This is a genomic window from Paractinoplanes maris (assembly GCF_023544465.1).
Lineage (GTDB): Bacteria > Actinomycetota > Actinomycetes > Mycobacteriales > Micromonosporaceae > Actinoplanes > Actinoplanes maris.
Window position 1 is genome coordinate 460246 of sequence record NZ_JALPVL010000006.1, and the last position, 22316, is coordinate 482561.

Genomic DNA, 22316 nt, shown 5'->3' on the forward strand with positions numbered 1-22316 from the left:
GCTACGGCCACGGCCACGGCCACGGCTGCGGGGGCAGGCGATGCGGGTCGACGCTCGACCACCACCGCGACACCGACGGGCACCCGGACGGGGGAGGACTACCTGGCGGCGGGGTATTGAGCGAGGATGGCGGGTGTGATGGGAAGTCTGAAGCTCGAACCCGCCCAGTCCCGCCCCGACCTGCTGGCCGATCCGGTCGCCAAGGCGCTGACCGTCTGGCCCGAGGACGCCCCGATCGACGCCGACCAGGTGCTGGTGGCCCCGATCGACCCCGGACTGGCCGACACGGCCGCGTTCTGCGAGGCGTACGACGTGGGTCTGGAGGTCTCGGCGAACTGTGTGATCGTCGCCGGCAAGCGGGGCGAGACTGTCCGGTATGCGGCGTGCATCGTCCTCGCCACCACCCGCGCCGACGTGAACGGTGCCGTCCGCAAGCGCCTCGACGTGCGCAAGTGCAGCTTCGCGCCGATGGACGAGGCGGTGCGCCTGACCGGCATGGAATACGGCGGCATCACCCCGATCGGCTTGCCCGCCGACTGGCCGATCCTGGTCGACGCGCGCGTCGCGGCCACGCCGCATGTGATCGTCGGTTCCGGGGTGCGGCACAGCAAGATCGCCATCGCCGGTCCAGCCCTCGGCGCCCTTCCCGGCGCCGAGGTGATCGAGGATCTGGCCAAGCCGGTGGGATAAGCAGTCACGCTGGTCGATGAGGTTTCACGTGAAACACCGAGTGGAAAGCCCAGTGGACATCACGTGCGATGTCATCGACCGGCCTCGACCGCCTCCCGCCGCGCGATCTCCTCGAACGCGGTGACCAGCACCGCCACTTCCTGGGCGCCCTGGACGGCGTACTTCCCGTCGACGACGAAGAACGGGACGCTCGAGATCCCGAGTTCTCGGGCCTCGGCCAGGTCGGTCCTCACCGCTGACGCACCGGCCTCGGACGCGAGGTAGGCCGCCGCGGCGGCCTCGTCGAGACCGGCCCACCCGGCCACCGAGGCCAGCACCGCGGGCGATCCGAGGTCGAGGCTGTGGCTGAAGTAGGCCTGCTGCAACGCCTCCAGCATCTCGGCCTGACGGCCCTGACCGGCGGCCCAGGCGATCAGCCGGTGGCTGTCGAACGTATTCGCGGCGACGGCCCGGTCGAAGTCGAGCCGCAGACCGTCGCCGGCCGCGATCGAGGTGACGTGGGCCAGCATCTGGCCGGCGCGCTCGCGGCCACCGACCTTGGCCGCCATCGCCTCCCGGAGAAGCAGGCCACGGGGCACCGGGGACGGGTCGAGCTGGTAGGCCCGGAACGTCACGGTGACGTCGCCGCCGTACTGGGCGATCGCCGACCCCAGTCGCCGCCGGCCGAGGTAGCACCAGGGGCAGACGACGTCGGACCAGACCTGGATGTCCATCAGCGCTCCGGCGGGCTCAGCGGGTGGCCAGCTGGGCGGCGACCTGACGCTTCAGGCGGCCCAGGATGGCCGAGCCGCCGCGGATGCGCAGCGGGCTGATCGCCTGGGCCAGCCCCATCCGGGCGTAGAGGTCGTCCGGCACGGCCAGGATCTCGGCGGTGGTGGCGCCCTCCAGGCCCTCGGCCAGGATGCCGGCGAAGGCCCGGGTCGTCGGGGCCTCGGGCGGGCAGTCGAAGAACGTCTCGACGGTGTCGTCCGGCCGCACCACGGCCTTGAGGAAGAACTGGGTCTGGCATTCCGGCACCGACTCCATGCCCTCGTGCGCGGCCAAGCCGGCCGGCAGCGAGGGCATGGAGTCGGCGAACTCGAGCAGCATCTCGAGCACCAGCTCGCGCGGCGCCGAGGCGAACTCATCGACGATCTCGGCCAGTTTCGGCGGCATGTCGGTCACGCCACCGACCCTAACGCGGTCGCCGTCAGGCGTGTGCCGACGTCGGCAGCAGCGCGACGTCGCTGAGGCTCAGGATGCCGACCACCTTGCGGTCGGCGTCGCAGACCAGCAGCCGGCGGACGCCGCGCTCGCGCATGGCCTGCACGGCCTCGTCGACCGTGGCCGACTGCTCGACCATGATGAGCTCGTGCGAGGTGATGTCGCCGAGTGAGGTCGACCGGGGCGGCAGATTTTCGGCGATCGCCCGCACCACGACGTCGCGGTCGGTCACCACGCCGACCATGGTCGGGCCCCGGGTCACCACCACGTCGCCGATGGCGCGGTCGCGCATGACCTGCGCCGCCTCGTCCAGCATCGTCGCCTCGGGCAGATAGACCACCTGCCGGGTCATGACTTCAGCGACCGAAACCCGCGCCATGCGCTCACCTCCCGTGGTAGTGGCGTTACCCGAGTGCGGCAGTGATTACACCTGGTATGTCCGTGACGAGCACGTCCTGTCGTTCCCCGGTGCGGCGATCGCGAATTTCGGCGTACCCCTCGCCCAGACGGCGACCGATCACGACGGACCGGGCGATGCCGATCAGCTCGGCGTCGGTGAACTTCACGCCGGCCGAGACCTGGGGGCGGTCGTCGACGAACACCCGCAACCCGGCCGCCGCGAGCTCCCCCGCGAGAGTGAGGGCCGCCTCGACCTGACCGTCCTTGCCGGCCGCGACGATGTGCACGTCGGCCGGTGCCACCTCGTCCGGCCACAGCAGGCCCCGCTCGTCGTGGTGCTGTTCGGCGATGGCGGCGACCGCCCGGGAGACCCCGATCCCGTACGACCCCATGGTCGGCCGGATCGGCTTGCCGTCCACCCCGAGGACGTCGACCTGGAACGCGTCCGTGTAACGCCGGCCCAGCTGGAAGATGTGCCCGATCTCGATGCCGCGCCGGATGGTCAGCGTCCCCGTGCCGCAGGCCGGGCACGGGTCACCGGCCAGGACGACGGCCGCCTCGATCGTGCCGTCCGGCGTGAAGTCACGCCCGGCGGCCACGTTGACGGCGTGCCGTCCCGGCTCGTTGGCGCCGGTCAGCCAGGCCGTGCCGGGGGCGACGCGCGGGTCGGCCAGGTAGCGCGCCTCGAGACCCTGCGGACCGAGGTAGCCCTTGACCAGGTCGGGCCGGGACGCGAAGTCGTCGAAGAGGGTGGCGGTGGCCGGAGCCAGGGCGGCGTCGAGGCGCTTGAGGTCGACCTCGCGGTCGCCGGGCACGCCGATCACCAGCAGCTCGTCGCCGGCGCCGGGGCGATGCACGGTCACGACCACGTTCTTGAGGGTGTCGGCGGCGGTCCAGTCGGTGCGGCCGCCGAGCGCCCGGGCATTGGCCAGCTCGACCAGGGAGGAGATGGTCGGGGTGTCCGGGGTGTCGTGGACCTCGAGCGGCGGTGCCGTCACCGTCGTGGCCGGCGGGGCCGGAGTCACCACCGCTTCCGTGTTGGCCGCGTAGGCACAAGCCGTGCAGCCGACGAATGTGTCCTCGCCCACCTCGGCTGTGGCCAGGAACTCCTCGGAGGCCGAGCCGCCCATCGCGCCCGACATGGCCGAGACGACGGTGTGCGCCAGCCCCATCCTCGCGAAGGCCCGCTGATAGGCGGCCCGGATCGACGCGTACGTCTCGACGAGCTCCTCATCGGTGAGCGTGAACGAATAGGCGTCCTTCATCAGGAACTCGCGCCCGCGCAGCAGCCCGCCCCGGGGACGCGCCTCGTCGCGGTATTTGGTCTGCACCTGGAACAGCACCATCGGGAAGTCCCGGTACGAGCTGGTCAGGTCCTGGACCAGCAGCGTGAACATCTCCTCGTGGGTGGGTGCGAGCAGGTAGTCCGAGCCCCGCCGGTCCTTCAGCGTGAAGATGTCGTCGCCGTACTCGGTCCAGCGGTTGCTCACGTCGTAGGGCTCGCGCGGCAGCAGCGCCGGGAACGACACCTCCTGCCCGCCGACGGCCACCATCTCCTCGCGCACGATCGCGGTGACCCGGTCGAGCACGAGCTTGCCGAGCGGGAGCCAGGTGTAGCCCCCCGGAGCGGCGCGGCGGACATAGCCGGCGCGCAGCAGCAGCCGATGGCTCGGCACCTCCGCGTCCGCCGGCTCCTCACGCAAGGTCCTGAGCAGCAAGGTGGACATTCGCAGCAGCATGCGAAGCAGCGTAGGGAGGATCACCGGGGAAAGCAGTCCATTAACGGGGTGTCGCCACCGTCACGCTACCGGTGACTTCCATTCGGTGCTTATGTGTTGTTCACGAGCCAACACTGAGCGCGCGTTAAGGGGGCGGCGATGGCCTGGCAGAGCTTCGTTGCTATGGGGGACAGCTTCACCGAGGGCCTGAACGACGCCTACCCGGACGGCACGTTCCGGGGCTGGGCCGACCTGGTGGCCACCCGGCTGGCGGTCGACTCGGGACCGGACTTCGGCTATGCCAACCTCGCCATCCGCGGCAAGGTGATGCACGAGGTCGTCGACGAGCAGCTCGGGCCGACGCTGGCGATGCGGCCCGACCTCGTCAGCATCGCCGCCGGGGGGAACGACGCCTTACGCGTACGGGTCGATCCGCACGCGCTGGTGCGGGAGCTCGACGCGGTGGTGAGCCGGCTGCGCGACACCGGCGCCGAGGTGATCCTGTTCCGCTTCGCCGACGTGACCGTGAACCTGCCGGCCATCCTCGGCCGTCGGGCGGCCGTGCTCAACGACGGCGCCCGCCTGATCGCCAACCGCTACGGCGGCTGCCATCTGGTCGATCTCTTCGGTGACGACGGCTTCCGCAACCCGCACATGTGGGCACCGGACCGGCTGCACCTCTCGCCGGCCGGACACCGCCGGGTCGCCGGTCAGGTGCTCAACGTGCTCGGGGTCGGCGTCGACGAGGACTGGATGCTGGTGCCGCCCGCTCCCGAGCCGACGCCGTGGTTGCTCGCCCGCAGCGCCGACCTGCGCTGGGCCCGTGAGCACCTGGCGCCCTGGGTGAGCCGGCACCTGCGGGGCCATTCGTCGGGCGAGCTGGTCACGGCGAAGCGCCCGGAGCTCCTGCCGATCGGGAGCACTGAATAGCCGCCGGGGACGGGCTAGCGTGGCAGACATGTCTGTTGAGAACGATCCGGCGCCCGCACTGCAGGCCTACGCGCATCCCGACAAGCTCGTCACCACCGAATGGCTCGCCGCCCACCTCGACACCCCGGGCCTGGTCGTCGTCGAGTCGGACGAGGACGTTCTTCTCTACGACACCGGGCACATCCCGGGTGCGGTCAAGGTCGATTGGCACCTCGAGCTCAACGACCCGGTCACCCGCGACTACCTCGACCCGGCCGCCTTCGCCGCGATGTGTGAGGCCAAGGGCATCGGCCGCGACGACACGATCGTGTTCTACGGCGACAACTTCAACTGGTGGGCCTCGTACGCCCTCTGGGTCTTCAGCCTCTTCGGCCACCGCGACCTGCGCCTGCTCGACGGCGGACGGCAGAAGTGGGCGGCCGAGGGCCGGGAGCTGACCCGGGAGCGCACCGAGCGACCGGCCGCCACCTATCCGGTCCCGGTTCGCAACGACGCCGAGATCCGGGCGTTCCGCGACCAGGTCATGGGTCACATCAGCAGCGGTCGCCCGCTGGTCGACGTCCGCTCGCCGCAGGAATACACCGGTGAGCTGACCCACATGGAGGCGTACCCGCAGGAGGGCGCCCTGCGCGGCGGTCACATCCCGGGTGCGGTGAGCAAGCCGTGGAAGTCGGCGGCGAACGAGGACGGCACGTTCAAGCCGGCGGACGAGCTCGCCAAGATCTACCGCGACGAGCTGGGCCTCGAATCGGGCGACGACATCATCGCCTACTGCCGCATCGGCGAGCGGTCCAGCCACACCTGGTTCGTGCTGCGTCACCTGCTGGGCTATCCGCAGGTCCGCAACTACGACGGTTCCTGGACGGAGTGGGGCAACCTGGTCCGCGCCCCCATCGCCAAGGGCACGGAGCCCGGCGGCCTCAGCTAGCCGACGAGATCAACGGGGCGGGAGACCGCCCCGTTCTTGTCGGTCGTTCGCGGTACCTTCTCCGCCGTGAGCAACACGTTCCAGGTCGACCTCCGGGGCATCGTCGACCTCCTCAGCCATCACCTCTACGCGAGCCCTCGTGTCTACGTCCGCGAGCTGCTGCAGAACGCGGTCGATGCGATCACCGCAGCCGGCGGGCCCGGCCTGATCGCGATCACCACGGGCCCCGGCGAGCTGCGCGTGACCGACAACGGCGTCGGTCTGACCGAGGTCCAGGTGCACGAGCTGCTGGCCACCATCGGCCGCAGCTCCAAGCGTGACGAGCTCGGTTTCGCCCGCCACGAGTTCCTCGGCCAGTTCGGCATCGGCCTGCTCTCGTGCTTCCTGGTGGCCGACGAGATCCGGGTGCACACCCGCCGGGCCGGCGCCGAGCCGGTGCTGTGGACGGGTTACTCCGACGGTCGCTACGCCGTCGCCGCCGGCGACGACCGCGAGCCGGGCACGACGGTCACCCTGCTGCCGCGCCGCGGCTCCGAGCACCTTCTTTCCGGTACGACGGTGCGCGAGCTCGCCGAGCTCTACGGCTCACTCCTCCCGGTCCGGGTCGAGGTCGACGGGGTCGCGGTCACCACCGGCGCCCTGCCGTGGCCCGATGGCGACCTCCCGGCGTACGCCCAGGAGATCTTCGGTTTTCGCCCGCTCGACGTGGTGCCGCTCGACGTGCCCGAGGCCGGCCTGACCGGGGTCGCCTTCGTGTTGCCGACCCCGGTCAACCCGGCCGCCCGCGGCGGCCACCGCGTCTATCTCAAGAGGATGCTGCTGGCTGAGAACGTCGAGGGGCTGCTGCCCGAGTGGGCGTTCTTCGCCCGCTGCGTGGTCGACAGCACCGAGCTGCGGCCGACCGCGAGCCGCGAGGCGCTCTACGACGACAGCCTGCTCGCCGACACCCGCGAGGCGATCGCCGACCAGCTGCGCGGCTGGCTGGTGCGGCTGGCCTCGACCGACCCCCGTCGCCTGGGCGAGTTCCTGGCCATCCACCACCTCGGGGTCAAGGCCCTCGCCCTGCACGACGACGAGATGTTGCGGCTGGTCGAGCAGTGGGTGCCGATGGAGACGAACCTCGGCCACCTCACCCTGGCCGAGTTCCGCCAGCGGCACGGCGTCCTGCGCTACGCGGCCGGCGACGACGAGTTCCGCCAGCTCGCCCCGGTCGCCGCCGCCCAGGATCTGGGTGTGATCAACGGGGGCATCGTCTACAACGCCGACATCGTCGAGCGTCTGGCCACAGTGGATGCCGAGGTTCGGGCCGAGCGGCTCGAGCCGGCCGACGTCGCAGCCCGCTTCTCGGCCCTCGACGCCGAGACCGAGCTGCGGCTGCGCCCGTTCCTGACCGTGGCGCAGCGCCGCCTCGACCGGCTCGGCTGCGAGGTCGTGGTGCGCGGTTTCGACCCGGCCGGCGTCCCCGCTCTCTATCTGGTGAGCCGCGCCGCCGCCTTCAACGAGCAGTTCACCGCGAGCCGCGACGCCGCCGACGACCTGTGGGGCGGCGTCCTCGACGCACTGTCCCGCACGGTGCCGACCGACCGGCCGCAGCTGGTGCTCAACCACCGCAACGCCCTGGTCCGCCGGGTCACCGCGATCGGCGACCCCGAGCTGGCCGGCCTGGCCGTCGAGTCGCTCTACGGGCAGGCGCTGATGATCGGCCACCACCCGATCCGCCCGGCCGACGCCGCGTTGCTGACCAGTTCGTTCATGGGCCTGCTCGACCGGGCCGTCCCGGGGGAGGATCGATGAAGACCGCCGACGAGCTCTGGGATCTCTTCGAGCAAGCCCGCACACTGCCGCACGGGGCGGCCCAGATCGCGCTGACCGAGGAGGTGCTGCGGCACGCCGACACGACCGGCGACCCCCAGCTCGCCTTCGCCGTCCGCCAGCTGGCGACCAATTCCTACATCTACGGCGGCGAGCCGGCCAAGGCGTTCGTGACCTTCGCCTGGGCGCTCAACGACTTCGACCGCAACCCGGGCCCGCATCACGCGCAGGGCAAGCACACGCTGCTGTGGCACTTCAAGACCATGGTCAACGCGATGCTCAACTTCCCCGAGATCCCGCTGCCGCGCACCCGGGCCGTGCTCGACGACATGGAGCGGCGTTACCGCGAGGACGGCCACAGCCTGCAGGCGGTCTATAAACACCGCTACCTGATCGCCGACCACGTCGGCACCCCCGACGCCGACGAGTGGTTCGCCCGGTGGCAGGCCGCGCCGCGCGACGATCTCTCCGACTGCATCGGCTGTGACCCGTCGTCGGTCGCCGTCTTCTATGCCGAGCGCGGCCGGTGGGCCGACGTGATCGCCACCGCCGAGCCGGTGCTGGCCGGCGAGCTGAGCTGCAGCGAGCAGCCGCAGGGCATCCTCCGTCAGCTGATGGTGGCCTATCTGCGCACCGGCCGGCTCGACGAGGCAGCCGACGCGCACCGCCGGTCCTACCGTCTCGAGCGCGGCAACCTGGCCGACCTGTGGAATCTCGGCACCCACCTCGCGTTCTGCGCCCGCACCGGCAACGAGCACCGCGGCCTCGAGATCCTGCAGCGCCACCTCGACTGGCTCGACAAGGCACCGTCGCCCGCAGCCGAGATGCACTTCTCGGCCGACGCGGCGATGCTGTTGCGCCGGCTCACCGAGCTCGGGCACGGCGACGCGGTGATCCGCCGTCGTGACCGGGGAGACAGTTCCGCCGCCGAGCTCGGCACCGAGCTGTCGGCCCGGGCCATCGAGCTGGCCCAGCTCTTCGACAAGCGCAACGGCACCGACCACCAGAGCCGCTTGATCACCGCCGATCTCAGCACCGAGCCGTACGAGGTGACGCTGACGCTGTCGCCGACCGCCCGCCGCCCGGCCGCGGTCACCGTCCCGGCGCCGGCCGCGGAGTCCGCCGGGCCGTCGGCCGCGCTGGCTCCCGCTGTGCCGGCTCCCGCTGTGCCGGCTCCCGCGGTGCTGGCTCCGGACGTGCCGATTCCCGCTGAGGCCACCGCCGCCGAGCTGCTCGACCTGGCCCGACAGCTCGACCAGGCCGACGACGACGCGGGACTCGCCGCCGCCCTCGAAGCGCTCGACGCCCGCTTTCCCCAGCTCGCTTATGTGCAGCTCGGTGACGCGCAGGCTGATCACGTGCAGGGCGGTGACGCGCGGGCTGGTGACGTGCAGGGCGGTGACGCGCGGGCTGGTGACGTGCAGGGCGGTGACGTGCAGGGCGGTGACGTGCAGGGCGGTGACGCGCGGGCTGGTGACGTGCAGGGCGGTGACGTGCGGGGCGGTGACGCGCTGCTTGCCGCGCGTCGGGAGGTGCTGCTCGGCAATCAACTGCGGGCGCCCGGTCGTGACGACGCCCGCGGCCACTGGGACCGGGCGGTCGAGCTCTTCACCGTCGCCGGTGCGGCGGGTGAGGCCGGGGTCCTGCGGGCCCGCCTGGCGATGGAGGCCGGTTACGCCGGCGGCGAGGTCGACGACGACGAGCCGATCCGGGCCGACGTCGCCTATCAGGATGAGCACGGCGGCCCGCGCGAGCGCGCCCACGCCTGGTTGCGCCTGTCGATCCTGCACTTGATGCAGGGCCGGCCCGAGGAGGCGAACGAGGCAGGCGACCGCGCCGACGAGTTCGCCGCCCGGACCGGCGACGCGCGCCTGGTCGCCATGCACGCGATGTTGCGAGCCCGCAGCCGCATGGCGATGCACCGCCACGAGGAAGCCGTGGAGAGCGCCCGCGAGGCCTGGGAGTTCTACCGCCACCACGGCCCGGCCCGCCGGATCGCCGAGGCCGGCACGATCTTCGGCCACACCGTCGGCGATCCGGCCGAGCAGGTCGAGGCGTTCACCGCGGTGCTGGCCACCGGCGAGGCCGACAAGGCCCTGCCCGCACGGGTCGGCCGCGGCAACGCGTTGCTGCACCTCGGCCGGCCCGGCGAGGCGATCCCCGACCTGGTCGAGGCGGTGGCGTTGTGCGCCGAGGCGGGCCTGGAGGCCGGCGGTGCGCACGCGCGCGGTGATCTGGCCAACGCCTATCGCCTGGCCGACCGCCCGGTCGAGGCGGCCGAGGTGGCCGAGGAGGCGCTCGCGCTGTTCGAGCAGCTCGGCGATGACGACTCGGCCGACAACACCCGATATCTGCTCAGCGGGCTCTATCAGACGATCGGCGACAAGGACGGCGCCCTCGCGCTCTATCGCATCCTCATCGAGCATTTGGCCGGCAACCCGGCGGGTCGCGGCCAGATCGCCGAGGAGGCCGCCGGCTTGCTCTTCGACCTCGACCGCGACGCCGAGGCGGCCGAGACGTTCCGGGCTGCCGCCTCGGCCCTGCACGAGGCGGACGACCTGATCGGCGAGCTGCGGGCCTTGCGCCGGGGTGTGGCCGCCCTGCACTTCGCCGACCAGCCCGAGCAGGGTGAGAAAGCTCTCCGGATCATCGCTGAGAAGTTCGGCGCGCTGCCGCCCGAGCTGGCCGTCGATCCGAACGCGGTCTTCCAGTGGTCGATGACCGCGTTCGAGGCCGGTAACCTGTTCATGTCCCGGGGCCGATATGCCGAGGCGCTGCCGCACCTGCGCGGTGCTCCCGAGCGGTTGCGGGCCATCGGTGCCACCGACCAGGCCGATCGCGTCGAGGGCATGCTGGGTGAGGCGCTGTTGCGGGCCGGTCAGGCCGTCGAGGCCGAGGCGCTGCTCCGGGCGCTGATCGAGCGCCTGCCCGCTGACGCTCCGAGCCGCGAGGTCGCCGTCCGCGTGCACCAGGAGGCGCGGGCCGAGGTCGAGGGTCGTTCCACATCCTGAACGTGCGTTAAGGCGAAGGCTTGACAGAGGGATAAAGTGACCTCGTGACAACGGTTGATCAGCAGCAGCGTCCGGGTCCGCCCGCACCCCGGCGGCGATCGCGACGAGACGAGATCCTGGAGATCGCGGTGGGTCTGTTCGCGGCCCGTGGCTATCACGGTGTCTCGATGGACGACATCGGCTCGGCCGCCGGCGTGACCGGCCCGGCGCTCTATCACCACTTCGCCGGCAAAGAGGCGATGCTGGTGGCCGCGCTGATCCCGGTGAGCGAGAGTCTGCTGCACGGCGGCAAGACCCGGGTCGGCCATCACCCCGAGGACGCCAGTGCCGCGCTGGCCGACCTGATCGACTTCCACGTCGAGTTCGCCCTGGCCAACCCGGCGGTCATCGCTCTGCATCTGCATGAGCTCGACCGCCTGCCCGAGGAGCCGCGCCGCCAGATCCGCCGGCTGCAGCGCCTTTATGTCGAGGAGTGGGTGGGCGTGCTGGCCACGCTGCGTCCCGAGCTCGACGCGGCCGAGGCGCGGGTGCTCGCGCACTCGGCGTTCGGCCTGATGAATTCGACCCCGTTCCTCGGTGGCGAGGTCGACCGCCGCCGCCGCGCCGCCCTGCTGCGCGAGGCGACGATGCACGCCCTGACCGGCCGCTGACCCCGGCCGGTCGCCACCGGGAAACGACTACCCGACCCGCACCACCGCCGCACCCGAGGCGCGGCGGCGCACCACCCGCCCGCATCACCGCCGCACCCCAGGGCGCGGCGTCGCACCGCCCGCTCGCACCACCGCCGCACCCCAGGGCGCGGCGTCGCACCGCCCGCTCGCACCACCGCCGCACCCGAGGAACGGCGTCGCACCACCGCCGCACCCGAGGCGCGGCGGAGCCTCACCCGCCCGCACCAGGGCGTCGGCACCACCGCCCACCACCCCCGGGCAGAACCCACCGAGCGCCCCACCGGGCGACCACGAAGAAGAGAAGGTCAACGATGATCGACTCGCTGCTCATCGCCAATCGGGGCGAGATCGCCCGCCGGATCATCCGCACCGCGAAACGGCTCGGCATCCGGACCATCGCGATCCACTCCGAGCCCGACGCTGACATGCCGTTCGTCCGCGAGGCCGACGAGGCGGTCTGCGTCGGCCCGACCAACCCGGCCGAGAGCTATCGCAACGCCGAGGCCATCCTGGCCGCCGCGAAAGCCACCGGCGCCCAGGCCGTCCACCCCGGCTACGGCTTCCTCAGTGAGAACGCCGACTTCGCCCGTCTGGTCGAGGCCAACGGCCTGATCTGGGTCGGCCCGGGCGCCGACGCCATCGCCGCGATGGGCGACAAGATCAAGGCCCGCAACCTGATGGCCGCGGCCGGCGTCCCGGTCGCGCCCGGCACCCAGGAACCGGTCGGCTCGGTGACCGAGGCGATCGAGGCGGCCGGCGTCATCGGTTACCCGATCATGGTCAAGGCCGCCGCCGGCGGCGGTGGCATGGGCATGGCCGTGGCGAACGACGAGGCGGCCCTGCGTACCGAGTTCGCCAAGGTCGGCGCCTTCGCCGAGCGCATGTTCGGCAGCGGCGACGTGCTGCTCGAGCGCTACTTCCCCCGGGTGCGCCACGTCGAGGTGCAGATCCTCGGCCTGGCCGACGGCCGGGTGATCGCCCTCAGCGAGCGCGAGTGCTCCGTCCAGCGCCGCAATCAGAAGCTGGTCGAGGAAGCTCCCAGCCCCGCCGTCGGCGACGACCTGCGGGCCCGCTTCCTGGCCGCCGCGGTCCAGGCCGGTGAGGCGGTCGGCTATCGCAACGCGGGCACCGTCGAGTGCCTGCTCGACCCGGCGACCGGCGAGTTCTTCTTCCTCGAGATGAACACCCGCCTGCAGGTCGAGCACCCGATCACCGAGCTGCTCCACGGCATCGACCTGGTCGAGGAGCAGCTGCGCGTGGCCTCGGGCGAGGCGCCCACCTTCACCGCCGTACCCGAAACGACCGGCCATGCCATCGAGCTGCGCGTCAATGCCGAGGATCCGAAGCGTTTCCTGCCCGGCCCGGGCCGGGTCACCACCTGGGTCGAGCCGACCGGCGAGGGCATCCGGGTCGACTCCGGCTACGCCGAGGGCACGACGGTCGGCATGTCCTACGACTCCCTGATGGCCAAGGTGATCGTGGTCGGCGCCGACCGCGACGAGGCGATCGCCCGGGCCCGGGCGGCGGTGGCCGGATTCTCGATCGCCGGGCCCAAGAACAACCTGCCCTTCTTCGCCGAGCTGCTCGAGAACGACGAGTTCCTCTCGGGCGACTACGACACGGCCATCGTGTCGCGGATGAGGTGACCAGTCGATGACGCCCGTGAGCATCCGCGAGGTCGCGCCCCGCGACGGCCTGCAGAACGAGGACCCGATCCCGGCCGACTCCAAGGTCCGCCTGATCGACGCGCTGAGTGAGACCGGCGTGCGGCGGATCGAGGCGGTCTCCTTCGTCCACCCCCGGGCCATCCCGCAGATGGCCGACGCCGACGAGGTCTGGGCCCGGGTCAACCGCCATCCCGGCATCCGTTACTCGGCGCTGATCCCCAACACCCGCGGCGCGCAACGAGCGCTGGCCGCCGGCTTCCGCGAGATCGAGGTCGTGGTGTCCGCATCGGACACTCACAACCGGCGTAACCTCAACCGCTCGACCGACGAGTCGCTCGACGACATCGCGTCGCTGATCCCGCTGATCCACGAGGCCGGCGCCACGGTCGAGGTGATCGTGGCGACCAGCTTCGGCTGCCCGTTCGAGGGTGACATCGACCCGGACCGGGTGGCGGCCATCGTGGCTCGCGTCCGCGCCGACGGCGCTGACCGCATCGCCTTCGGCGACACGACCGGCATGGCGACTCCCCGGCGGGTCCGCGACCTGCTTTCGGCCGTACGCCCCGACCTGCTCCACTTCCACAACACCAGGGGTACGGGGCTGGCCAACGTCGTGACGGCGCTGGATCTCGGGATCACCGAGTTCGACGCCAGCGTCGGCGGGATCGGTGGGTGCCCCTACGCCCCGGGTGCGTCCGGCAACGTGGCGACCGAGGAGGTCGTCCACATGCTTCAGGACATGGGCATCGACACCGGAATCGACTTGGATCGCCTGATCGGTACGGCCGAGATGGCGGAGAAGTTGCTCGGCCGCACACTCCCGTCGGGTGTCCTTCGGGCCGGACCGCGCACCAGATTGGTGTGATTTCCGGAGGACGAACCGGCGATCATTTTTCCTATTTGCCCGCGTGACCGCTCATCCGTCGTGTCGTTACCAATACGAGTGGCCGATATCGCCGGTACGAAAGGCGGATCTGTCACCGGTTCAGCCGACACGACGAGGGGCGGATCATGACGGGATCGGGGGTCGAGCGCACGCTGCGCGCGGCGTACCCGTTGCCGGCGCCGCCCGCCGGTTTCTCCACGCCCTTGCCGCCTCCCATCCAGGGGGCGGAGCGGCGGCCGGAGAGCCGGGCGCGACACACCGGACGCCGGTGGGGTCTGCGCGTCCTCGTCGTCGGTGGCCTGGCCGGTGCGGCCTGGCTGCTCACCGGCTCCGCCGCCCAGGCAGCGGACCGGGCCGACGAGCCCGACGGCTCGTTGCTCGGATCCCTCGTGGGCGCCGACGCCACCTCGCCGGTCACCGGCCTCCTGCAGGCGGCCGCCCAGCCGCTGGAGTACACCGGTCCGGCACACCATGAACGCCATTTCGTACCCGACATCCTCGACCTACCCGAGCTGGTCCTGACCGGCCCGGTGACCATGGCCGGCGACGACGGGTACGACTCCTCCCGCGCCATTGTGGACGCCCTCCTCGGCGTCGACGAGGTCGCGGGAGAGGTCGCCGCACCACTCCGCCCCACCGGCGAAGCGGCGCCCGACCAGCGGCTCGGCGCCCTGACCGAGCCGGTCAGCCACGTCGAGCAGCCGGCCGACGCTGAGCTCCCGGCCCCAGAACCGGCCGACGAGCCTCCTGTCCCCCAGGAGACGGAGCAGACGGCTGAGCCGAGCCGCGCACCGATCCACCATGCCCTGCCCACCCCGGTCGCCGGCGGGCACGCCGTACCGGTCAAGCGCAGCGCTCCCTCCGCACCGTCCGCCCACCGGCAGCACCACCGCACCGCTCACGCGGTGCCGGCGAAGCCGGCGACGGAGCCGGAGGACAGCACCCCCGGCGGTGACGAACCGGCCGCACCTCTGCGGCTGCACCTCGGGGAAGTCAGCGGTATCCCGGCCGGTGGGCCGGGAGCTCCGACGGAAGGCAGCTCCGCGGCCTTCCTGCCGGCGGCGATCGCGAGGAGCACGATGGCGCGCCTCGTGCCGGCGATCGCGTCCGAGGTCGAGGTCCGGCGGCATGACGCCGAGGCTCCGACCGTCTCACCTGACTGAGTGAGGGCGCCCGGCACCGGCTTCGGTGCCCGCGTCCCGGCCCGATTCCCCAACCGCTTGCGAACAAGCGGCGAATCTTCCGGCGCCTGAATCACACGCACCGCACCGAAGCGCCAGATGGGCGCACGTCGACAAGCGGGGTCAGGGCACAAGAAAAGAGCCAGGGCACCGCTGCGCCCGAATGCATTCACGAAATCCCCCAATTGAATACGCAACACCTTTTGCCGAAACATTATGGAAAGGCATTTCTTTTCTCATGAAGACTTGGGTTCGTAAGACTCTGAGCGTGGGCGTCCTGGCCGCCGGCGCCCTGCTGTTCGCCCCGGGCGCCGCGCACGCCGACTCCCGTCAGGTCACCGGCAGCAACGTCGGCGCTCTGAACGGCACCCAGATCGCCGTTCCGGTGCAGGTTCCGGTCAACGTCGTCGGCAACTCGCTGGGCATCCTCGGTGTGGCCGACGCCCAGGGCGCCGGCGTCAACAACCTGGAGCACGGCCGTCGCGGCGACCGTGGCCGGGGCGCGGTCCAGGCCACCGGCAGCAACTTCGGCATCCTGAACGGCACGCAGGCCTACCTGCCGGTCAGCGTTCCGGTCAACGTGGTCGGCAACGCCGCCGCGCTGGGCGGCCTGGCCAGTGCGCAGGGCGTGGGCGTCAACCGCACCGAGAGCGGCCGGACGACCGAGCACCGTCGCAACGACGGCCCGAACCAGTTCACCGGGTCGAACTTCGGCATCGGCAACGGCACCCAGCTCTACGCGCCGGTCGACGTCCCGATCAACGTCTGCGGCAACTCGCTGGCCATCCTGGGCTTCGCGCAGTCCAGCGCGGTCTGCGCGAACGACGTCTCGGGTAACCGGGGCGGCCGTGGTTTCGGGCGTCACGAGAGCGCGCGGGGCGGCCACGACGCCACCCAGGTCACCGGCCGGAACGTCGGCATCCTGAACGGCACCCAGCTGTACGCGCCGATCAGCCTCCCGGTGAACCTCGCCGGCAACTCGGCCGCCCTGCTCGGCTCGTCGAGCAGCCGCGCGGTCGCCGTGAACGAGTCGACCCGCAACGACGACGTCACCCAGGTCACCGGCTCCAACTTCGGCATCCTGAACGGCACCCAGGTGGCCGTGCCGATCAACGTGCCGATCAACGCCTGCGGCAACTCGCTGGGCATCCTCGGTGCCGCCCACTCGGCTGCGGCCTGCGCGAACGGCAGCGGCGACGACCGTCGCGGCTTCCGGGGTGACGACGACTGGGACGGCGACCACGGTCACGGCCGTCCGGGCCACCACCACGGTGACCAGGACTGGGACGACAACGACGGTGATCACGGCGTCGTGGACGACGACGACGAGTACAAGGGCAACGGCGGCGTCAAGGACAACGGCTACGGCGGCCAGGACGACGTGAACGACGTCGACGACGTCGACGCTGACGACGACACCACCGTGGACGACGACGCGGACGTCTCGCCGGCCGCCGGCGACGGCTACACCAAGCCGGCCGCCGCCGGTTCGAAGAGCGGCTCGAAGGGTGGCCGTGCCGCCACCGAGTCGTCCCCGATCTCCAGCGTGACCGAGACGGTCAGCGGTGTCGGCGCCCTGGGCCTGCTCAACACCCTGCGCTGAAGCTCGCTCTCCCACGGGGGATAGCGGAAGACCGGGTCGTGCCGGTCCCGGGCGCGACCCGACCGGCGCCACGAGGCGTCGGGTAAGAACCGGTGCCCCTCCACGGCATCGGCGGCAGTGAAACGGACGGGAGTCTCCGCAACCAGCGGAGGCTCCCGTCCGTCGTTGCCGCCGTCGGTCTGATCGGATACCCTAACGCTCGTTAAGATTAACGACCGTTCAGGAGGCCCCGTGGCGACCGACGACGAGCTCGCGCAGGCCCGCAAGCGGGTGCTGGCCGGCGGCGCCGAGCGCTACCACGCGGCCAACGCCGCCAAGGGCAAGCTCTTCGCCCGCGAGCGGGTCGCGCTGCTGGTCGACGAGGGCACGTTCGTCGAGGACGGCCTCTATGCCAACAGCCTGGCCGACGGACTGCCGGCCGACGGTGTGATCACCGGAATGGCCCGGGTCGGCGGCCGCGAGGTCTGCCTGATGGCCAACGACTCGACGGTCAAGGCGGGCTCCTGGGGCGCCCGTACGGTCGAAAAGATCATCCGCATCATCGAGCGCGCCGTGCAGTACGGCGTACCGATGATCTACCTGGTCGACTCGGCCGGCGCCCGCATCACCGACCAGGTCGACCTGTTCCCGGGCCGCCGCGGGGCCGGCAAGATCTTCCACACCCAGGTCAAGGCGTCCGGTGCGATCCCGCAGGCCTGCGCGCTCTTCGGCCCGTCGGCGGCCGGCGGCGCCTACATCCCGGCCTTCTGCGACATCGTCGCGATGGTCGAGGGCAACGCGAGCATGTATCTCGGGTCCGACCGCATGGTCGAGATGGTCACCGGGGAGAAGACGACGCTCGAGGCGATGGGTGGCGCACGTGTCCACACCGCTGAGTCCGGTGTCGGCCACTTCCTCTGCAAGACCGAGCAGGACGCGCTCGACACCGTGAAGGCGTACCTGTCCTATCTGCCGTCGAACTGGGAGCTCGACCCGCCGGCGGTCCAGGCCCGGGCTTCCACCGGGGCGGATCTGGGCGCGCTGGTCCCGGCCAGCGAGCGCCAGGCCTTCGACATGCGGCGTTACGTCAAGGCACTGGTCGACGAGGGCTCGTTCTTCGAGATCCAGGCTTTGTGGGCCAAGGAGCTCACGGTCGGGTTCGCCCGTCTGAACGGCGAGGCTGTCGGCATCGTCGGCAACAACTCGATGTTCAAGGGCGGCGTGCTCTTCCCCGACTCGGCCGACAAGGCGTCGCGGTTCGTCCAGCTCTGCGACGCCTTCAACGTCCCGCTGCTGTTCCTCTGTGACGTACCCGGCTTCATGGTGGGCTCCGCGGTCGAGAAGCAGGGGATCATCCGGCACGGCGCCAAGATGATCACCGCGATCTCCGAGGCCACGGTGCCCAAGATCTGCGTGGTGGTCCGCAAGGCGTACGGGGCCGGTCTCTATGCCATGGCCGGGCCCGGCTTCGACCCCGACGCCACGATCGCGCTGCCCACCGCCAAGATCGCCGTGATGGGCGCCGAGGCCGCCGTCAACGCGGTCTATGCCAACAAGATCGCCGCGCTGGCCACCGACGAGGAGCGGGCCGCCTTCGTCGCCGAGCGCCGCGCCGAGTACGAGCAGGACATCGACATCATGCGGCTGGCCAGTGAGCTGGTCGTCGACACCGTCGTCGAGCCGGGCGACCTGCGCGACGAACTCATCCGCCGCTACCGCGCCGCCCACGGCAAGGACCGCGGCTTCGCCCGGCGCCGGCACGGCGTCACGCCCGTCTGACAGGAGCACAGCCATGGTCGACTTCCGGCTCGACGAGGAGCAGGAGGCGCTGCGCGTCACTGTCCGCGACTTCGCTCGCGAACAAGTCGCGCCGGTGATCGCCGAGCACTACGAGCACAAGACCTTCCCGTACGAGGTCATCCGCCAGATGGGAAAGATGGGCCTCTTCGGTCTGCCGTTCCCCGAGGAGTTCGGCGGCATGGGCGGTGACTACTTCGCGTTGTGCGTCGCGCTCGAGGAACTGGCCCGGGTGGACAGTTCGGTGGCGGTCACGCTGGAGGCCGCGGTCTCGCTGGGCGCCATGCCGATCCACCGTTTCGGCACCCCGGCGCAGAAGCAGGAGTGGCTGCCCCGGCTCACCACCGGTGAGGCGCTGGCCGCGTTCGGTCTCACCGAGCCCGGCACCGGCTCCGACGCGGCCGGCACGACGACCCGCGCGGTGTACGACGACGCCACCGACGAGTGGGTGATCAACGGGACCAAGGCGTTCATCACCAACTCCGGCACCGACATCACCTGCCTGGTCACCGTCATGGCGGTGACCGGTGTGAACTCCGACGGCTCCAAGGAGCTGTCCACGATCATCGTGCCGTCCGGGACGCCCGGCTTCACCGTGGCGCCGGGTTACTCCAAGGTCGGCTGGTGCGCCTCGGACACTCACGAGCTGTCGTTCGACGACGTCCGTGTTCCGGCGGCCAACCTGCTCGGCACGCGCGGCCGCGGCTTCGCCCAGTTCCTGCGCATCCTCGACGAGGGCCGCATCGCGATCGCCGCGCTCTCGGTCGGCCTGGCCCAGGGCTGTGTCGACGAGTCGGTCCGCTACGCCCAGCAGCGCGAGGCCTTCGGCCGGCCGATCGGCAACTACCAGGCCGTGCAGTTCATGATCGCGGACATGGAGATGCGGGCGCACATCGCGCGGGTCGGCTACTACGACGCGGCCGCCCGGATGCTCGCCGGCGAGGACTTCAAGCGCTACGCGGCGGTGGCCAAGCTGAACGCCAGCAACGCCGCGATGGAGAACAGCCGCTGGGCCACGCAGGTGCACGGCGGGTACGGCTTCATGAACGAGTCCGCCGTCGGCCGCTTCTACCGCGACGCCAAGATCCTCGAAGTCGGCGAAGGAACGTCCGAGGTGCAGCGCATGCTGATCGCCCGCGGCCTAGGGCTTTAGAAAGCTTGCGCGGCTTTTGACCGTTCCGATATCGGTCCGCAATCCGACAGGAGCGGATCTCTGCTCGCCGGGCCGCTTAACCCACCCTAAGTTCGGTGTCATGGGGGCAGAAAACGCGCCGGACCAGGACGGATCCGGGTTCGACGCCGTGCTGCGGCGGCAACGGCTGCGCGCCAAGCTGACCCAGGACGAGCTGGCGACCCGGGCCGGCATCGGGGTGCGCACGGTCCGCGATCTGGAGCGTGGCCGCTCGTCCCGCCCGCAACGCACCACGGTCGGTCTACTGGCCGACGCGCTCGGCCTCGACGGCGCCGACCGTGAGTCGTTCCTGGCCGCCGCGCGTGGACAGTCCACCGAGGAGCCCTTGCCGCCCACCGGCTTCCAGCGGGTGCCGCCGCCGGCCGACCTGATCGGCCGCGACGACGACATGGCCGAGATGGCGGCCCAGCTGGGCGCCGCGGACGGACCGCGCGGCATCACCCTGGTCGGTCTGGCCGGGGTCGGCAAGACCAGCCTCGCTTTCGCGGCCGCCCACCGGGCGGCCGCGGCCTATCCGGGCGGGGTCGCCGGCATCGTCGTCACCGACGGGTGCACGGCCGGCGAGATGCTCGGCAGCATCTCGGCCGAGTTCGGTGTCGGCCGGCCCGACGATCTGCCCGCCCGCTTCGGCGGCCGGGCCGCGCTGGTCTTCGTCGACGCCGTCGAGCGGTCACCGGACGCGACCGCCGAGATGCTCGACCAGTTGCTCGACCAGTTGCCGACGCTGCGATTCCTGGCCACCGGCCGGCACCCGGTCGGCCTGAGCGCGGAACGGGTCTGGCCGCTGGCTCCGCTGACGGCACCGCCGCCGGAGGCCGAGGAACAGGTGAGCGACCTGGTGACGTACCCGGCCGTGGCACTTTTTCTGGATCGTCTGGCCCGGGTGCGCCGGGTCGAGCCGGACGCCGACGAGATCGCGTCCGTCGCGGCGCTGGTCCGCCGGCTCGGCGGGCTGCCGCTGGCGATCGAGCTCGCCGCGGCTCGCGGACGGGTGCTGACCGTTCCCGAGATCCTCGACCGCTACGGCGACCGGGTGCTCGATCTCGACCGGCCCGGCTCGGTCTCGTTGCGCGACGCCGTGGCGGCCAGCTATCGCCTGCTCAACCCGCAGGAGCAGCGGGCGTTGCGACGTCTCGCCATGTTCCGCTACCGCTGGTCGATCGGCCTCGCCGAGCACCTGGTCGACGAGCCCCGCACCGACGTCGTGCACCTGCTCGATCGCCTGCTCGAGCTGGGCCTGCTCAGCGTGCGCGGCAGCCGCACGTTCCGGTTCCGCCTGCTCGACGTGGTGCGCGACTACGCCGCCGAGCGCGCTGCCGCCGAGGGTGAGCTGGCCGAGGGGCGGCGCCGGCACGCGTGGGTGATGGCCGACCTGGCCGAGCAGATCTGGCCCGACCTGACCGGCACCGCACTGCCCGAGGCGGCGAGCCGGCTCGACGACGTGGCCGGCGATTTCGGCACCGCACTGGCCCACGCGGCGGGCGACGACCCGCACACCGCCCTGCGCCTGGCCGCGGCCTTACCTCGCTGGTGGCGGTTCCGCGGGCGGGACGTGACCGGCCGTCAGTGGCTGCGCCGGTTGCTCGACGATCCGCGCACAGTGGACGCCGACCCGGCCACCCGGGCCTGGGCCCGCATCGGCCTGGCCCAGCTGGCCCGCGAGCACGGCGCCGGTGCCGAGGAGCTCGAGTCGGCGGCCGAGGCGCTGGCCGTGTTCGAACGGCTCGACGTGGTCGCGGGCCAGCTCACCGCGCATGCCCAGCTGGCCGCCCTGTGGATGAGCACCGGCGCCTACGACGAGGCCCGCGAGCACGCCGTGGCGGCATTGGAGCTGGCCCGGCTCGGTGGCCACGCGCGGGACATGGCGGTCGCCGAGAACAACCTGGTCTGGCACGAGATCCGCCGCGGTGACCTGGCCGCCGCGCGCTCCCGGCTGGCCGCGGTCGACAAGCTGGCCGGGCTCTGCGGCGAGCAGCGGTTGCGCGCGCTGGCCAAGGCCAACCTGGCCGAGGTGGCCCGGCTCGACGGGCGCAACGACGAGGCCGAGCGGCTCGGGCGCAGCGCCATGGTCGGGCTGGCCGGGCTGGGTGATCCCGGGCACCGGCGGCGGCTTCTGGCGACCATCGGCCTGGCCCTGGCCGAGTCGGGCCGGGTGGGGGAGGCGACCTCGGTGCTCGAGCAACTCGGGGCCGGTGACGATGACGTGCCGCCGGACGGACCGGCGGCAGTGGTCGAGGCGGCTATCGCGGCGCGGCGGGGCGAGCCGAAGCGGGCGGCCGAGAACTTCGCCCGGGCGGCCGACGCGTACGACGGCACGCATGATCCCCGGGACGTGGTGGAAGCCCTGGTCGGCCTGATCGTGAGCACTCCCGACCCGGACGAGCGGGCCGCGGCCGTCAGCCGGCTGGGAAAGATGTGCCGCTCGGGCGGGATCACGCTGTTGTACCGCGAGCGCGAACGGCTCGGGCCGTCGGCCCTGGCCGTGCTGCTCAGCGGCTGAGGGGTCCTGGTCGGCGTGGACGGCCGGCATTGCGTGCCCCCCACGCGCCGACCGTCAACACGCCGCCAGTTACGCGGCGAGAACGAAGCTTCCCCGTCAAGCCCCGCCGTCGCCTCGGTCGCGCCGCATCCCCCTGCGCGGATCACAGT

General features: G+C 71.6%; 17 protein-coding genes. 13 read left to right on the forward strand and 4 right to left on the reverse strand.

Translation table 11 applies throughout. The annotated features are described in order from the left end of the window. Positions 1-138 precede the first annotated feature (138 nt). Positions 139-690 (forward strand): YbaK/EbsC family protein, encoded by a 552-nt coding sequence (locus NAG42_RS20015; protein ID WP_250031913.1) that lies wholly within the window; start codon positions 139-141, stop codon positions 688-690. Positions 691-761: 71 nt separating this feature from the next. Here the strand turns inward: NAG42_RS20015 and NAG42_RS20020 are convergent, their stop codons facing one another. From NAG42_RS20020 to NAG42_RS20035, 4 genes are read right to left on the reverse strand one after another with little or no spacing between them, the layout of a single operon-like run. After that, complete coding sequence (locus NAG42_RS20020; RefSeq protein ID WP_250031914.1) at positions 762-1403, reverse strand: DsbA family oxidoreductase; 642 nt, start codon at positions 1401-1403, stop codon at positions 762-764. Between the two features lie 16 nt (positions 1404-1419). Continuing rightward, entirely contained in the window at positions 1420-1854 is a 435-nt protein-coding gene (locus NAG42_RS20025) for a SufE family protein (RefSeq protein WP_250031916.1), read from the reverse strand. Between the two features lie 25 nt (positions 1855-1879). Continuing rightward, entirely contained in the window at positions 1880-2272 is a 393-nt protein-coding gene (locus tag NAG42_RS20030) for a CBS domain-containing protein (protein ID WP_250031918.1), read from the reverse strand. 25 nt (positions 2273-2297) lie between these two features. Beyond that, a complete protein-coding gene (locus NAG42_RS20035) occupies positions 2298-4031 on the reverse strand; it encodes a proline--tRNA ligase (protein ID WP_250031920.1) in 1734 nt (577 codons plus the stop codon). 138 nt (positions 4032-4169) lie between these two features. Between NAG42_RS20035 and NAG42_RS20040 the strand changes: the two genes are divergently transcribed. From NAG42_RS20040 to NAG42_RS20095, 12 genes are all read left to right on the forward strand, one after another. Then, complete coding sequence (locus NAG42_RS20040; RefSeq protein WP_250031921.1) at positions 4170-4940, forward strand: SGNH/GDSL hydrolase family protein; 771 nt, start codon at positions 4170-4172, stop codon at positions 4938-4940. A 28-nt stretch (positions 4941-4968) separates the two neighbouring features. Then, positions 4969-5868, forward strand: a complete 900-nt coding sequence (locus tag NAG42_RS20045) for a sulfurtransferase (RefSeq protein ID WP_250031922.1) — start codon at positions 4969-4971, stop codon at positions 5866-5868. 66 nt (positions 5869-5934) lie between these two features. Further along, positions 5935-7662 (forward strand): HSP90 family protein, encoded by a 1728-nt coding sequence (locus NAG42_RS20050; RefSeq protein WP_250031923.1) that lies wholly within the window; start codon positions 5935-5937, stop codon positions 7660-7662. Next, on the forward strand, positions 7659-10691 hold the full coding sequence (locus NAG42_RS20055; RefSeq protein WP_250031924.1) for a tetratricopeptide repeat protein: 3033 nt from the start codon (positions 7659-7661) through the stop codon (positions 10689-10691). Before NAG42_RS20050 ends, NAG42_RS20055 begins: the two co-directional genes overlap by 4 nt. A gap of 44 nt (positions 10692-10735) precedes the next feature. Beyond that, positions 10736-11341, forward strand: a complete 606-nt coding sequence (locus NAG42_RS20060) for a TetR/AcrR family transcriptional regulator (protein WP_250031926.1) — start codon at positions 10736-10738, stop codon at positions 11339-11341. A gap of 332 nt (positions 11342-11673) precedes the next feature. Continuing rightward, complete coding sequence (locus tag NAG42_RS20065; RefSeq protein WP_250031927.1) at positions 11674-13008, forward strand: acetyl-CoA carboxylase biotin carboxylase subunit; 1335 nt, start codon at positions 11674-11676, stop codon at positions 13006-13008. A 7-nt stretch (positions 13009-13015) separates the two neighbouring features. Continuing rightward, positions 13016-13894, forward strand: a complete 879-nt coding sequence (locus NAG42_RS20070; protein ID WP_250031929.1) for a hydroxymethylglutaryl-CoA lyase — start codon at positions 13016-13018, stop codon at positions 13892-13894. 146 nt (positions 13895-14040) lie between these two features. Continuing rightward, entirely contained in the window at positions 14041-15078 is a 1038-nt protein-coding gene (locus NAG42_RS20075; RefSeq protein WP_250031931.1) for a hypothetical protein, read from the forward strand. A gap of 256 nt (positions 15079-15334) precedes the next feature. Next, positions 15335-16699 (forward strand): chaplin family protein, encoded by a 1365-nt coding sequence (locus NAG42_RS20080; protein ID WP_250031933.1) that lies wholly within the window; start codon positions 15335-15337, stop codon positions 16697-16699. 231 nt (positions 16700-16930) lie between these two features. Beyond that, the gene (locus NAG42_RS20085) at positions 16931-18457 is read left to right on the forward strand and encodes an acyl-CoA carboxylase subunit beta (protein WP_250031935.1); all 1527 of its coding nucleotides are present in this window, start codon (positions 16931-16933) and stop codon (positions 18455-18457) included. Positions 18458-18470: 13 nt separating this feature from the next. Then, entirely contained in the window at positions 18471-19628 is a 1158-nt protein-coding gene (locus NAG42_RS20090; protein ID WP_250031937.1) for an acyl-CoA dehydrogenase family protein, read from the forward strand. A 100-nt stretch (positions 19629-19728) separates the two neighbouring features. Next, positions 19729-22167, forward strand: coding sequence for an ATP-binding protein (locus NAG42_RS20095; protein ID WP_250031939.1), 2439 nt, complete (start codon positions 19729-19731; stop codon positions 22165-22167). The last annotated feature ends 149 nt before the right edge of the window (positions 22168-22316 follow it).

Bases quoted from the DNA above. Each gene is read 5' to 3' on its own strand.
- NAG42_RS20020 (WP_250031914.1), bottom strand. From the start codon at position 1,403: ATGGACATCCAGGTCTGGTCCGACGTCGTCTGCCCCTGGTGCTACCTC.
- NAG42_RS20065 (WP_250031927.1), top strand. From the start codon at position 11,674: ATGATCGACTCGCTGCTCATCGCCAATCGGGGCGAGATCGCCCGCCGG.
- NAG42_RS20040 (WP_250031921.1), top strand. From the start codon at position 4,170: ATGGCCTGGCAGAGCTTCGTTGCTATGGGGGACAGCTTCACCGAGGGC.
- NAG42_RS20095 (WP_250031939.1), top strand. From the start codon at position 19,729: ATGGGGGCAGAAAACGCGCCGGACCAGGACGGATCCGGGTTCGACGCC.
- NAG42_RS20075 (WP_250031931.1), top strand. From the start codon at position 14,041: ATGACGGGATCGGGGGTCGAGCGCACGCTGCGCGCGGCGTACCCGTTG.
- NAG42_RS20015 (WP_250031913.1), top strand. From the start codon at position 139: ATGGGAAGTCTGAAGCTCGAACCCGCCCAGTCCCGCCCCGACCTGCTG.
- NAG42_RS20055 (WP_250031924.1), top strand. From the start codon at position 7,659: ATGAAGACCGCCGACGAGCTCTGGGATCTCTTCGAGCAAGCCCGCACA.
- NAG42_RS20030 (WP_250031918.1), bottom strand. From the start codon at position 2,272: ATGGCGCGGGTTTCGGTCGCTGAAGTCATGACCCGGCAGGTGGTCTAT.
- NAG42_RS20080 (WP_250031933.1), top strand. From the start codon at position 15,335: ATGAAGACTTGGGTTCGTAAGACTCTGAGCGTGGGCGTCCTGGCCGCC.
- NAG42_RS20035 (WP_250031920.1), bottom strand. From the start codon at position 4,031: ATGCTGCTGCGAATGTCCACCTTGCTGCTCAGGACCTTGCGTGAGGAG.
- NAG42_RS20090 (WP_250031937.1), top strand. From the start codon at position 18,471: ATGGTCGACTTCCGGCTCGACGAGGAGCAGGAGGCGCTGCGCGTCACT.
- NAG42_RS20070 (WP_250031929.1), top strand. From the start codon at position 13,016: ATGACGCCCGTGAGCATCCGCGAGGTCGCGCCCCGCGACGGCCTGCAG.
- NAG42_RS20045 (WP_250031922.1), top strand. From the start codon at position 4,969: ATGTCTGTTGAGAACGATCCGGCGCCCGCACTGCAGGCCTACGCGCAT.